We start from the raw sequence: 14435 nt of genomic DNA on the forward strand, positions 1-14435 counted from the left end.
AATATATAATTAGCTTTGATATGTGATAGTATTTTTAACTAAGTATTGACCCTATGAATAAACAGAGTACCAAGCCTAAATTAACCTTTTGGGAAATCTGGAATATGAGTTTTGGATTTCTCGGTATTCAGTTTGGGTTCGCCTTGCAGAATGCCAATGTAAGTCGAATTTTTGAAACGCTCGGGGCAAGTGTGGATGATATCCCGATATTATGGATCGCTGCCCCGGTTACAGGGCTGGTGGTACAACCAATAATCGGGCATATGAGTGATAAAACCTGGAATAGTCTTGGAAGGCGCCGCCCTTACTTTCTTTTTGGGGCAATTTTTGCCTCTCTCGCGCTCTTTATTATGCCCAATTCCCCCTACTTATGGATTGCGGCGGGAATGCTCTGGATTATGGATGCCTCGATAAATGTTTCGATGGAGCCATTTCGCGCTTTTGTAGGTGATATGTTGCCCGAAGATCAGCATACTAAGGGATTTGCTATGCAGACCTTCTTTATTGGCACCGGTGCGGTAATAGCATCAGCACTTCCTTACATTATGACTAATTGGATAGGGCTCTCAAATACAGCGGCAGCAGGAGAGATCCCCTCGGCAGTAAAGTGGTCCTTTTATATTGGGGGCCTTACTTTTTTGGGGTCTGTACTTTGGACCGTTTTGAAGACGGAGGAATATCCGCCTGAAAAATTTGATCGATTTGTTAAAGACGAATCAGCCAGTGATTCCTTGATTGATGCAGCAAAGGCGACGGAATCACTGGGAGGTCTAAAGAAGAAGTTCGTGATTGGTTCTGCTCTTATGGCTTTTGGTTTGGGGCTTACTTATTACATAAATGGCGCTGGCTTTGAGAAAGAGTTATTCATATTCAGCATTGGGGTCGCTGTTTTTGGAGCAGTTATGACTATTGCCGGTTTAATGCAGAAAGCAGGTATGGAGGACCACGGCTTGGTGGTTGTGGTTTCTGATTTTCTGAGCATGCCGACCACCATGGTACAGTTATCTTTTGTGCAGTTCTTTTCTTGGTTTGCTCTTTTTGCCATGTGGATATATACCACAGCAGCGGTAACATCCCATATTTATGGGACCAGTGACACCACTTCGATGCTTTATAATGAAGGGGCAGACTGGGTAGGCATTTGCTTTGCCATTTATAACGGCTTTGCGGCACTTATTGCATTTGCTTTACCAAAGCTTGCTAAGTGGTCAAGTCGTAAAATTGTACATGCCGCTTCGCTCTTAATTGGTGGGGTTAGTCTTGCGGGTATTTACTTTGTTTCTGATCCGATGATGTTAGTTGTACCGATGTTGGGTATTGGATTGGCTTGGGGTAGTATCCTTGCAATGCCTTATGCAATTCTATCGGGGGCAATTCCGTCTACTAAAATGGGGGTATATATGGGTCTGTTTAATTTCTTTATTGTGATTCCCCAGATTGTAGCTGCAAGTATATTGGGAACGATGTTGCGCAACTTTTTTGGAGGCGAGGCTATCTATGCCCTTATTGCCGGAGGCGTTTCTTTGACTATAGCAGCAGCCATGATGGTATTTGTTGACGATAAAGCTGCTGAGGATATGGAAGCAGCAGAAATAGGATAAAGCTCTGGTTCCATTCTCATTCGGGAGCTTTACTGTGAAAATAGGATGGGACATATAAGCCATCACATGGCTCCCAAAATTGTGATGGCTATATGTCAAATGAACTATTCAAGCTCTAGAATTAGTGCAGACCTTTGGGGAACCGTTAGATTATTCATAGAATACGTTTTGCCGGTCGTAACATCGGTTCCTTTGCTGAAGCCATCTAGTCGTTCATAGTAACGATCAGTATTGATCTTCATCGCTTTTTCATTCTTATTGAGGATAATCATTACTGTCTGCTGCTCATTATATCGGAAGTAAATATAAAGACCATCGTGGTTTGGAGTATATTGCATTAGCTGTCCTTCATGAATTACCGACTTGTCTTTACGCCAGTTAAGAAGCTTTTTTACAAATCTCTTTGCTTCTTGTTGTTTTTCAGAAAGTCCTGCGCCGGTGAAACCGTTTTTATCATCGGAGTTCCAACCACCCGGGAAGTCTTCTCTAATTTCTCCGTGGTCACCGCCTTTATCATTACTCATTAGTAGCTCAGTACCATAGTAAAATTGGGGAATTCCCCTCATCGTCATTATATACGTGAGCCCCATTTTATAGAGGTCATAGTCATTGTTCACCTGTCTGTAAAAACGGTCCATATCATGATTATCAGGGAAGATTACCAAATTATCAGGGTCAGGGTAGGCGTAATCAAAAGTTAGGGTCTCATAGACATCAATAAAGCCGCTGTCCCAGTTCTCTTCCTCAACAAGTGACTCTATTAGCGAAACCTGAAGTGGGAAATCCATTAAGCTTGGCAGGCAAGATTTAAAATCAGTAGGCAGTTTACTGCCGCGCTGCCATTTTGAAAGAATAAGCGGATTCACCCCCCATTCTTCGCCTACAATATTGAAATTGGGGTACTCCTCCATAATACGACAACCCCATTCGGCCATAAACTTTTCGCCGGCATAGGGGTGGGTGTCGTGGCGAATTCCACGGAGACCGGCATATTCAATCCACCAGAGACTGTTGTAGATCAAGTAGTCGGCTAAAAGCGGGTTGCTCTGGTTTAGGTCAGGCATGGCCTTTACAAACCAGCCATCGGTGAATACTTTTTTGTCAATTTCTGATGCGTAGGGATCATGGAGAGTAGTACGCCGATGATTGGTATTTTGATATTCTGAGGGATAGTGCACCCAATCTTGAGTGGGTAGATCCTTCATCCACCAATGATTAGCCCCTGAGTGATTCATGATCATATCCATAATCAACTTGATATCACGTTTCTCTGCTTCTTTGCTCAGTTTCTTGTACAGTTCATTATTTCCGAAACGGGGATCTACTTTATAATAGTCGGTAGTAGCATAGCCGTGGTAGGAACTTTCGGACATAGCATTTTCCAGTACTGGATTGAGCCACAGGGCAGTAAAGCCCATTTGTTCGATATAATCTAGGTGATCAATAATACCTTGGATATCACCACCGTGGCGGCCGTAATCATCACTGCGATTCTTTTTGTCAGCATATCCTTCTACGCTATCGTTATCTGGATTTCCGTTGGCAAAGCGGTCTGGGGTTAGCAGATAAATAACATCAGAGGAGTTAAAACCCTTGCGGTAAGCCGATTCTTTTTCCCGTTCTTTTAGTTCATACTCATAACTGAGTATCTCTTTATTTTTGCTATTCAGGTGGATTTCAAAGGAGCCAGCTTTGGTGTCGGGGGCAATATTCAGATAAATAAAAAGGTAGTTATTATTTTCTACTTTTTGTACACGCTTAATATTGATACCCTTATAATCGATATCTGGATTAAGGTTGCTGATATTGTTGCCGTACATCATAAGTTGTACCTCGGGGTTCTCCATCCCCACCCACCAATGAAGCGGTTCTACACGTTCAATCTGATAATCTTGTGCTCTGACGAAACTAGTACAGAGAACTAGTATCAGTGATAATGCCAAAAAGCGAATATTCAATTTCATAATTGTGAGATTTAATTGCGGAAGTAAATATGACCAGAATCGGGATGTGAGTTTCTGCTTCCTAATATTCTAAAATTTAATAAGAATAATGATAGCCCTGCTGTAAGATCTTGAGGTATTTTATGGTGCTTTGAAAGTTACATTTATCATCTTCTGTAGTTTAAAACAGTGAATTAACTTCTTAAAACGATGTTCATTAGCCCTTAATTAGGACAAATGAATCCCCATCTATTTTGTCACACCAGATACTCATGATAGGGTTTCAATTATTTGCTATTAGTTTTTAAAGCCGATTGATAAATCTCCTTTTTCCCTTTTAGCCAGTGAGATTATTTTGCCCATTTCAGTAGTAATATATATGAGATGACTCCAATTACCTTTTGTAACCCATACTAAATCTCTACACATTCTATTTATGGCCGGTCGGGGGGATTTGAAAAGGGAGTAATCTCCAGTTCTGTGGAAAGGTTACTTTCTTCACCGTCATTATTAACAGCGGTAAGCCGGTAATAGTAGGTTGTTCCATTTTCAAGTTTGTTATCGGTAAAAGTGGCGTTTGAAATCAAACTTCCACCATTAACAGGATCCATTCCTGATATTTCTGAAAAACTGCTGGTCGACCTGTAAAGATTATAACCGCCCAGATCGTCTTCACTATTGGAATCCCAGTTTAACTTAATTTCCTGATCCCCCGAGAGACCGCTCAGATTGGTCGGTGCAGAAGGAGTATTCGTATTGTCCTTATTGTCAGGTCCTGTGGATGAACTACTACAAGACACAAGTGATAGATGTCCACACAGAGCAAGTATTAATACAGGGAGTAGATATTTACGTTTCATTAAGTTCAATTCTATTTAATTAACATCATTTTTTGGACAAATCGACGATCTCCAATCTCAAACACGGCAAAATAAATACCGCTGGATTGGCGGCTGGCATCAAACCTAATGGTATGAATACCGGCTTCTCGAACTTCATTGTTGATCAAGGTGCTAACACGTCGCCCCAAGATATTATATACCTGAACCCTAACCTTCATCTGTTTGGGTAACTTATACTGCAGGGTAGTAGATGGATTAAATGGGTTCGGATAATTAGGAGTGATTTCAACCTGTTTAGGCAAAAAGTTATCCTGCTGTTCATTGATATAACGGCTGTCACCGGTTAGCAGTAGTAAAGGAGTTTGTTCATTATCAACTGTCAACGTTATGCTATCACTATTGGCCAGATTGTACTTGCGGCCGGTTTGGGGATTTAGCAATACAAGTTGATTAGCTCCGCTATTTTGCCAGCCATTAGCTCTGATAGTTACTGTTTTTCCAGGTGTGGCAGATAAGATAAGATCTATCTTATATCCCTGATGATTCGGGCTGCAATAGATTTGAGCGAATGAACTAGCTCGCGATACATCTTCATTTTCGCCGACAAAACGAAGAGATGCCCCTTCAAATCCTGAGGGTGGAGCTATTATATCAGCATGCGTACTTTCGTTGGAATCAGTGATCACCAGGCTGCTTTTGGAAGTTGTATCACCATTAACTTCGGTAATTAATTGAAGTTCGGTTGTATTCGTCTCGGTTTTACTCTTGGATGAGGTCTCTTCATAGGGGATAAGAAGATTGTTAATACCCTGATCATTATAAAAGTAATAGGCCTCCCCGGAACGAGCCGAAGTAAAATTAGCAGACTGGCTGTAAGATCCGTCAAATGCCCATATGGGTTGTAGGCCACCACCATTGGCGGTAGAGACTTTACTCCATTCTATATCAACATGCAGTGGGTTTGAAATAATATTCCATCCCTCATGCAGTGGAATAGAAGCTTGACTATTGCCATTGAGTGCTACAGTAGCAACAGTTTGGTCGAAAGTGAAATTTCGTTTACTGGTTACCCAGAATCCGTTACCCGATTTCAAGGTAAAAGTAGAACTGTCATCATATTTTACCAAGTAGTCATTGGGTTTCCCGTTATCCCAAAAAGCTTGCCAATCAACATCTGCATCACCATTTAATGCATTGGATAGTGATTTATTTACTTGTCCCGGTAATGCCACCAGTCTATAATCTTGGGATGAGGAGGTCCCGCTAAATGACTTTGAAATTTGAACGTCTATACTCGAGGGAACCAGTGAAATTAGATCATTATCCGGAGATTTTATTTTTTTATCAGTGTAAATATAGAATTCTCCCGGTGCAAGCGTCAGGGTGGTATCAGTATTAGAGATATTAACAGAATCACCTCTGAAAAAGCGGTACCACTTACCGCTGCTGGCAAAGCCGGGTTTTATATCCTGACTTGTTACATCGAAATTTCCTATGATCGTTGCTTCCATATCTGGATGACTGATCCCAATTTTCTTTACAGCATTACCTACATCCAGTGACAGCTGTGAATCTGAGGAAGTGAAGGCAGGATGTGTATTGCGGAGGCGAATCAAGGCCTTGTAGGTATCATATAGTTTCTTACGTTCTTTATCAGAGTAGTAGCTCCATTTGATAGGTTTTTCGCCGGTACGTCCATTTTTATTAATGCTGATGTCGTATCCTAGCTCTCCAAACTGCCAGATTAATTTAGGCCCGGGAATTGTAAGGAAGAAAGCCGCGGCCATTTTATTGCGTTCCAAACCTGTTTTAACTGTTTTAACATCGTAAAACTCATCAGAGCTAATGTTTCCGGAGGTAAGGTTTTTATACATGAGTCGCTCTTCATCATGGCTTTCCATATAACCAACCAGGTGTGGCTTTGACCATCCCCGTCCATCTGCCGAAACATGAGAAAAATTACTTTTCCCCCCACTGTGATATCCCATTGTTGCTTCTGCATAATTATGGTTGGCATTGCCCCAAAGCATCATACCGTAATTAGATAGTTCTTGCTCTTCGCTACTTTGGGCAAAGTGTTCCAGGATAACATAGGCCGAATCATCAACAGCCCATATTTTATCAGCCATCCGTTTGAGGATGGAAATACGCGATGCGTCATATTGGCTCATGGCATTAGTGTTACCCAGCGTATTTTTCTGTGTAAACCCTTTTGAAAGGTCAAAACGAAAACCGTCAAAATTAAACTCCTCAAGCCAATATTTGTTCACACGATCAACAAAATATCGTGTAGCCTGACTCTCGTGGTTGAAATCGTACCCTACATTAAAATTGTGTTTGGGTTCTCGGTTTAAGTACGGGTTTTCGGTCGTTGGCTTTCCAAAATCACCGTCATTCCAAAGACGAGCGAGGGGAGAGGGGCCCCAGGCATGATTGAGCACCATATCCAATATTACAGCTATTCCCCGACTGTGGGCCTCATCAATGAATGCTTTTAGGTCTTCAGCGGGGCCGTAATATTTATCCGTGGCCAAATGGAAGGTGGGGTTATATCCCCAACTGCTGTTAGCATCAAACTCCATTATTGGCATTAATTCAATAGCATTGACCCCCAGACTGTCCAGGTAATCGAGAGAATCAGTAAGGGTGGCAAAATTATGATTAGCAGTGAAATCCCGAATTAGCAACTCGTAGGTAACTAAATTTTCTTTATCCGGACGGTCGTAATTATTGTGTTGCCAATTAAAAGCTGTTTTACCCGGTTGAAGAACCCCTGCAATTTTTTCTGTTTTTCCTTGTGGATATGATTTTAGATTAGGATACGTTTGACTGTCGATATACTTATCGTTGTATGGATCCAATATCTTTTCAGAATAGGGATCCGCTACACGTATTTCTCCATCTACAAAATATTGGAAAGCATATTCTTTGCCTGCAGTAAGCCCGTTTAATTCAATCCAATAGTACGTACTGTCGGCATTGACTGTTTCCCGGTTCATGAAGTATTTGGCTTGGGGCTGCCAATCATTATCATTAAAATCCCCGATTACATATACAAACTCTTTATTGGGTGCAAATAAAGATAGGCGTACAGTATTAGCATCAACATAGGTAATACCATCTTGTAATCCTGCCGGTCGAGCCTGTTCATTAATTTGTGGATTTACTACCAGTTGTTGTGAAAGCGTATCACTGAGTGAGCCATCGGTGGCTGCTAACTTCATCGTAAAGGTACCAGCGGTGGATGGAGTAAAGGTATAGCTTAAAGTATCATTTGATACTGAACGCTCTTTTTTGCCGTCAATAAAAAGTGCAAGCTCTGTGGTTTGTTCGCTGGATGAAATACCCTTAATTGCCAGGCTGCTGTCGCTTGCTATAAAAGAAGGATTATCGGTTGGTTGCAGAAATTTTACGTTCAAACTATTTTCATATACTTTAACAAAGATATCTTTACCATCAGCCGCTTTACCTTCTTTAGAACCGTCACTGTTACGAAATACAAAATTCATTGACTCGATGGTCTCATCTTCTGCCAGTGAACAACTAGTACTTGTGTCTTGGTAGTATGCCCTGATGTCGTTTATTTTAAGCTTGTACTGGTTGTTAGTGCCTTCAACACGGGTTAGTTTTGTATCGCTACGATTGCCGGTGAAATTTTCGTTTGTTGGCCAACTGTTTTTTACGCACTTCCAGGCTTGGTTGGCGTTTTGATCAGTAGAGATTCCAGTATGTGCATATACGTCACCGATATGTCCTTTAAGGCCCTGATCACCCTTTGTAGCGTAAAAATAAATCGTTACCGATTGGTCGACCCTTGGAAATTCGGGATCAGCGGTTACTACTTGTCCTTGCAGTAGTGAGACAGAAAAAAGTAAAAATAATAGGGTAGAGAGCAGGCGTTTCATAGTTATCTGCAAACCGATTATTGGTTAGGTATTAAAAAACCCACCCATCACCGAGATGAGTGGGTTTTAAATAAGTTAGGAATTCGAGCTGAATTGGATTTACTATTTTGCTTCCATTTCAACTATATAGTCATTGATATTTACTTTGACATAGTAGTTCTTGGTTTCACCCGTAAATTGGAAGTTTTTATCACCATCTTCAGCATTGATAAGGAGTTCATCAATAGTACCATCATTATCTGAGAAATAAGGATAGTTATAGCTTGTAGGACCCCATCCAGCTTGAGCAAAGAATCTAAAAGCACCATCCTTATTAAACTCAGTAGTTGCCTCAAAAACTCCATCCTGCACATAAGTCATTTTAACACTTTCACCGGTACCAGGCTCGTTCCAGCCACCAATGCCGGAGCCAGTCATATACATTATAGGTTCATCAGCTGCTTCAAGGGATACAGACTTATCATCCATATTTACTGTAACTTTATACCAGCCGGTTTGACCAGTAAACTGGAAGTTGCTGTCATTATCGTTGGCATTAACAAATAAATTATCTACCGTTGAGAAATATGGATAATTCCAGCTATCGGGTCCCCAGTCTTCCTGTCCAAAGAAACGGAATGCTTCGCCATTCGTAAATTCAGCTAATGTCGAATAAACATTAGGTTCGGTACTTGGAACTATAACAGCCTGGCCCGGATCCCAAGCGCTAACAGCAGTTCCAATCATATAGATAGGAGGGAAGTCTGTTTGGAATGGAGTAATCGATAAAGCTACAGGACTTGAGACAGTAGTTTGAACTGAGTCACTGATCGTTGCTAATACTCTAATCTCAATACTATGAGCCTGCCCTCCTGCAAGATTTTTTGACAAGAGCATCTTGTTAAGATCGCCTACTGCTATTGAGTAAGCCGTATCCTGAATACTGGCAACTTCTGTGGCATCAGAGAAGTTGTTACCGGCCACATCAAGTTGTATATCATAAGTAGGAGCAGAAGTAAATCCATAATCAGGTTTTAGCCATTTTAAAGTCATAACAGTAGCCGTATCAGCTTGGTTACGACTTAAAGTATAACTCTCTCCCGAACTCGGAGAAGTGATAGAAGGTGCCTCAGGATCAGTAGTGTTTGCCACCGGCCCCAACTGACCTTTATCACAGGAGCTGAACATAACGATACTAAAGATCGATAGAACTAATAATGTTAGTTTTTTCATCATTCTACAGTTTTATAATTAAATTGGATTAGTAACCCGGATTCTGAGTTAGGTTTGTATTGGAATTCACGTCAGAAGCAGGGATAGGGAAAAGACGGAAATTATCATTTGTCGCCGTCCCGTTAGCATCTTTGCCTTTGCCGGCCCATACGTAATCTCCTGTAGTAAAAAGATCATACCGCACTAGGTCAGTTCGTCGGTGACCTTCCCAATAAAGCTCGCGCGCTCGTTCATCCAGAATAAAGTCTAGTGTTAATTCAGAAGAACTAATGTTCATAGAACTATTCTCGAACGCTCTTTCTCGGATATCATTAACTAAGTTAAGCGCTTTGCTTACGCTTCCACTTCCACCTCTCAGTGTTGCTTCAGCATACATAAGATAAACATCAGCCAATCTGAACATTGGATAATCGATATCTACAAATTCTTCATCAGAACCTGCTTGTCCGGTGGAGGTAATATTTTTCCATTTAGTAATGGTATAGCCTTTAGAGAAGTCACTTATATCAGTTTTTACATTTGTGATCTCTTTATCTTGTCCATCAGTAAATAACGTATTTCTGTTGTCGATATGTTCTACCTGGTAGGTCATGTCATTTAAATTGACAGTAATATGATGCAACCCGGAACTAGTATTTGTAATGTTACCACCATTTGCCTCCAAGGTACCATCACCTTCATTATCTCCCCAATTTTGTGACCAAGAATTATCACTAGCAAATTTGAACTCATTACCAGCACTTTTGAAGTAAACTAAGCCAGTATAAATATCATTATTGCTATCAGAAACTAGGGGAGAAGAATCTTCTGGGGTCCAATCAGAGCCATAACCACTCGATGATTGGTACCCACCGGGCACGAATATTTCATTATCGTTATCCGGGTTATTAGTTTTAAGCCCTGTTTTTTCAAGTTTATTTGCAAATTCAGGGGTAACGCGATGTCCAGACCATCCTCCGTCGATTCCAAATTCAGCGGGATTCATATTACCACCGACTGCAGCATGCGTAATAAAGGTAGTACCGCCATAGGTTTTAATATTTACCCCATCAAAAGCAATGGGAAATATAATACCATTGGCAGTATGGTTATCCGCTTTAAAGAGATCTCCATAATTATTCTCTAAGGTATAACTACCATCATTAATAATTTTGTCAGCATATGTAACGGCCTCATTGTAGTGAGCTTCTCCGGTATAGACCTCAGCATTCAGATATAACTTGGTGAGTAAGGTCCATACGGCAGCTTGATCTGCTCTTGCATATTCATTTTGCTTGGGAGCAGGTAACTCAGACTCTATTGCTTTAAGCTCACTCTCAATAAAATTGAAGAGCTCTTCAGCAGAAGAGGGTTCAGGTAAGTAAGCACCTACACCGTCTTCTTCGGTAACAAAGGGAACGCCGCCTCCATAAAAATCGAGGGCGTGCCAATAACTCAGTGCACGAATGAATCGAGCCTCAGCCATATAACCCTGTACTTCTGTGTTTTCGTTGCCTTTGGCATTACGAATAAATTCGTTAGCCAATGAAATTTCGTAATAGATTCTGCTGTAAAGTCCCATCACAAAATCATTAGAGGCTGTCCATTCTTGAAAATTAAATGAGGGTAGACCAGGATCTTGCCATGCTACTACGGCTTCGTCGGTTGGAATTTCTTGGTGCACCCACAATTGGCGTACATAACTTGAGAACCCTTCATCAATGCCTTGAATATCAGCATTTCCTGCAGGTCCTTGCTGTCCCGTGGTGGCAAAGCCGGCATAGAGCTTGGCCAGTACCTTTTTGTAATCACTGGGACTTTCATACACAGACTCAGATGTTACTACATCATCGTCAAGTGGTGAAGTATTTAGATCATCCACACATGACGTAATAGCAACAGTCATCAAAGCGATTAATACGATCGCCAGTATTTTATTTGGTTTAAACATAATCTTCTGGTTTAAATAATTTCAATTAAAAATTCAGACTTAGTCCGAGAATGAAGGTGCGAGGGCGGGGATAGATATTATTATCTATGCCATTGAAAACCTCGGGGTCAAGTCCGCTGTAATTGGATATGACAAAAGCATTTTGGACAGTCGCAGAAACTCTCATTGACTGAACTTGATCAAAAATATCACCAAAGGTATAGCCAACAGAGATATTATCCATTCGCAAGAATGATGCATTTTCTACGTAATGATCTGAATGAAACTGTGCATTGTTGAACTGTAATTCTTTGATATCAGTAATAGCGTTACTAAGATATCCCTGTGAGTTATACATTGAACTGTACATTGTATTGGTAGATGCTACATTGTTGTATATGTAGTTACCAATATTGGCTCTGGCTGAGAATGATGCATCCCAGTTTTTATATTCAAACCGTGAAGACAGTCCAAGTGTAACGTCAGGAGAGGGGTTTTTATAGCGGTATTTGTCCTCCGCAGTTATTTTACCATCTTCATTTCGGTCTACGTAGACTCCCTCAATTGGATTTCCATTCTCATCATAAACTTGCTCATACACATAGAATGAACTTCGTGGATGTCCTACGCTGTGAATTTGAACCGTATTACCAACTCCTCCGGAAATGCCACCTGTTTCAACACCGATATAATCTTCTGAGTTAACGGTGGTGAGTTTGGTAATCTTATCAACATTACGTGAAGCGTTTAAGCCAACTTCTAAGTATGTGTCTTCGGTAGACAATACTCGTCCGGTAATGTTTAACTCAACCCCCTTAACTTCCATGGAACCTATATTTGAAAGGATCCGGTTGGTAAAGTTTGTTCCAGCTGGAACTGGTATTACGTTTAACAGATCATTTGTTTCCCTATAATAAGCTTCAATGGAACCAAACAATCGATCATCAAATAATCCGTAGTCCAATCCAATATTGTAGGTCGTTGTTTCTTCCCATTTTAGGTTTTGGTTGTATCCTTCAGGGCGTAGAGTCTGGATGAATGTATCTCCAAACTGATATTGAGCAGTAGGTTCACTAAACGTATACTGTGGCAGATAAGGGTAGTTACCCTGATTAATTCGTTGCTGTCCGGTAACACCATAACCAAGGCGCAACTTAAGTTGATTTATCTCTTCGACATCATCTAGAAAGGATTCTTCATGGATTTTCCAAGCGAGTGCTGCAGAAGGGAAGAGGCCCCAGCGATTATCTTCTGAAAAACGAGAAGTGCCATCTTGCCGGAGTGTAGCCGTCAGCAAGTATTTATCCTTAAAAGTATAGTTAGCACGGCCAAAGAATGATACTAGGTAATGTTCCGTTTTATAATCGGTGTCTTGGTTCACTACCAGGGTGTCCGCTGTGTTATAGTTGGTTGCATAGGTTGATCCTTCTTCATAGTGGTGCTCCCAGGAATACCCAGCTGTCAAATCTAGTTTACTATCAATGGACTCCAAGTCTTTGTTATACTTTAGGTAGAAATCCAGCAACTCATTTTCTTTTTTCTGAGTATAATCAATACGTTGCCCGTTGGCACCATTTGGACCTTGATATGCATAGGCTGCATCTGCAATTATATTATTTTGTCCGTCATCTACATCTGAGTAATCATAACCTGCTTTAACTACTGCATTCAGGTTATCTACAAAAGGAAGAGCATAATCAACTTTGATGTTTCCTATTGATCTATAGACCGTAGATTCATTGAAATTTTGTTTCAACAAGGCCATAGGGTTTGCCGGAGCAATTGGGATAGGATCACCATTTTGGTTTGTCCAGGTGAAATAATCTCCATAAGCATTATTATCGACGGTAACCGGTTGGGTAGGATCAAAGGTCAGTGCTGAACCAATAGCGCCACGGTTGGCAAAACGATTTTTAACCTGCATACCTTTGAGGTTCAGATCAACTTTTAACGCATCATCCAAAAAGGTGGGGTTTACGGCAATGGAGCCTGTAAAACGGTCCATATCTGATGTTTCTAAAAGCCCGGAATTGCCGGAAAAACCTACAGACAGGCGATAGGGTAAACTCTTATATGCGCCCGACAGGCTTAGGTTGTGGTCTTGGCTAAAGGAATTGGAATATATCTGATCCTGCCAGTCAGTATTAGCATCCCCAAGCAATTGGGTGCCCGTTTGCCCGTGTTGTTGTTCAACAATAGTTTGAAATTCATCAGCGGAAAGCACGTCCACTTCATTAGACTGCATATGATAAGAAGCTTTACCGGTATAGCTTATCTCAAAATCTTGTCCCTCAACACCTCTTTTGGTAGTAATAAGCACGACCCCGTTTGAAGCTCGTGAGCCATAAATAGCTGTTGCAGAAGCATCCTTTAAAATAGAGATGGATTCAATATCATTGGGATTGATGGTGTTTAATGGGTTACGCATTCCAGACACATTACCACCATCAAGAGGCACTCCATCAACTACATATAGCGGGTTGTTATCAGCTGATAGGGAGGATCCACCCCGAATACGAATGGTAGCACCACTACCAGGAGCTCCATCATTGGATGTAACAGTTACACCGGCGGCCTTACCCTGGAAAAGCTCTTCGGGAGATGTTATTGCTCCTTCATTAAAATCTTCAGCACTAACGGCGGTAACTGATCCCGTGTTATCATCCTTATCCTGCGTTCCGTATCCGATCACAACAACATCTTGGAGTTGTTGCACATCAGGTGCAAGTTGAATATTAATTGTTGAACGTCCACTTACTGGTACTACCTGTTTGATATATCCAACAAAAGAGAAGGTCAGAGTATCTTGGGTTGACGGTACTTTAAGGGAGTAGTTCCCGTCGAGGTCTGTTGACGTACCTCTGGTAGCCATTCCATTTACTGTTACATTCACACCAGGCAATGCCTCTTGCGTTTCGGCATCAGTCACAGTACCTGTAACGGTAATCTGTGCCAAACCGGGCAATGCCAACCCCAGTATGAGACATGACGTAATTAGTATCTTTTTCAAAGGTATCATATGA

The 14435-nt window shown here is 41.2% G+C and carries 7 protein-coding genes; 1 reads left to right on the forward strand and 6 read right to left on the reverse strand.

Annotated elements, in window-relative coordinates; all coding sequences use genetic code 11:
- Positions 1–53 precede the first annotated feature (53 nt).
- Positions 54–1601, forward strand: coding sequence for an MFS transporter (locus FCN14_RS02705; RefSeq protein WP_138429554.1), 1548 nt, complete (start codon positions 54–56; stop codon positions 1599–1601).
- Positions 1602–1705: 104 nt separating this feature from the next.
- Here the strand turns inward: FCN14_RS02705 and FCN14_RS02710 are convergent, their stop codons facing one another.
- From FCN14_RS02710 to FCN14_RS02735, 6 genes are all read right to left on the reverse strand, one after another.
- On the reverse strand, positions 1706–3565 hold the full coding sequence (locus FCN14_RS02710; RefSeq protein ID WP_138429555.1) for a glycoside hydrolase family 13 protein: 1860 nt from the start codon (positions 3563–3565) through the stop codon (positions 1706–1708).
- 413 nt (positions 3566–3978) lie between these two features.
- On the reverse strand, positions 3979–4404 hold the full coding sequence (locus FCN14_RS02715) for a fibronectin type III domain-containing protein (protein WP_138429556.1): 426 nt from the start codon (positions 4402–4404) through the stop codon (positions 3979–3981).
- A gap of 11 nt (positions 4405–4415) precedes the next feature.
- Positions 4416–8291, reverse strand: coding sequence for an alpha-amylase family glycosyl hydrolase (locus FCN14_RS02720; RefSeq protein WP_138429557.1), 3876 nt, complete (start codon positions 8289–8291; stop codon positions 4416–4418).
- A gap of 102 nt (positions 8292–8393) precedes the next feature.
- Positions 8394–9458: a SusE domain-containing protein gene (locus tag FCN14_RS02725; RefSeq protein WP_212747545.1), complete on the reverse strand. Its 1065-nt coding sequence runs from the start codon at positions 9456–9458 to the stop codon at positions 8394–8396.
- Between the two features lie 73 nt (positions 9459–9531).
- The gene (locus tag FCN14_RS02730; RefSeq protein ID WP_171032783.1) at positions 9532–11433 is read right to left on the reverse strand and encodes a RagB/SusD family nutrient uptake outer membrane protein; all 1902 of its coding nucleotides are present in this window, start codon (positions 11431–11433) and stop codon (positions 9532–9534) included.
- A gap of 25 nt (positions 11434–11458) precedes the next feature.
- Positions 11459–14422 (reverse strand): SusC/RagA family TonB-linked outer membrane protein, encoded by a 2964-nt coding sequence (locus FCN14_RS02735; protein ID WP_212747546.1) that lies wholly within the window; start codon positions 14420–14422, stop codon positions 11459–11461.
- Between the last annotated feature and the right edge of the window lie 13 nt (positions 14423–14435).

Source organism: Fodinibius saliphilus (assembly GCF_005869845.1).
Lineage (GTDB): Bacteria > Bacteroidota > Rhodothermia > Balneolales > Balneolaceae > Fodinibius > Fodinibius saliphilus.